Here is a 232-nt window from a genome sequence, read left to right as displayed (position 1 = left end):
CCTTGTTGGCGCGCTGGATATCAATGTCTTTTTCCCAGCGCGCAATTGCCACGGTGGCCACGCAGTTGCCGATCAGGTTGGTCAGCGCCCGACCGATGCCCATGAACCAGTCCACCGCCAGCACCAACACCAGGCCGACCACCGGAATCGCGGGTATCGCCGTGAGCGTTGCCGCCAGAATCACCAATGCCGAGCCTGGAATGCCATGGGCGCCCTTGGAGGTGATCAACGA

At 62.1% G+C, this 232-nt stretch carries 1 protein-coding gene; it reads right to left on the bottom strand.

All coding sequences use genetic code 11. The annotated features are described in order from the left end of the window. The coding region (locus AAEY72_RS16520) for a cation:dicarboxylate symporter family transporter (protein WP_352311792.1) at window positions 1-232 on the bottom strand (232 nt) is incomplete at both ends.

Origin of the sequence: Psychrobacter sp. W2-37-MNA-CIBAN-0211 (genome assembly GCF_040309405.1) — a bacterium.
GTDB lineage: Bacteria > Pseudomonadota > Gammaproteobacteria > Pseudomonadales > Moraxellaceae > Psychrobacter > Psychrobacter glaciei.
The sequence above is the reverse complement of the archived record's forward strand: the minus strand, read 5'-3'. Positions and strand labels throughout refer to the sequence as shown.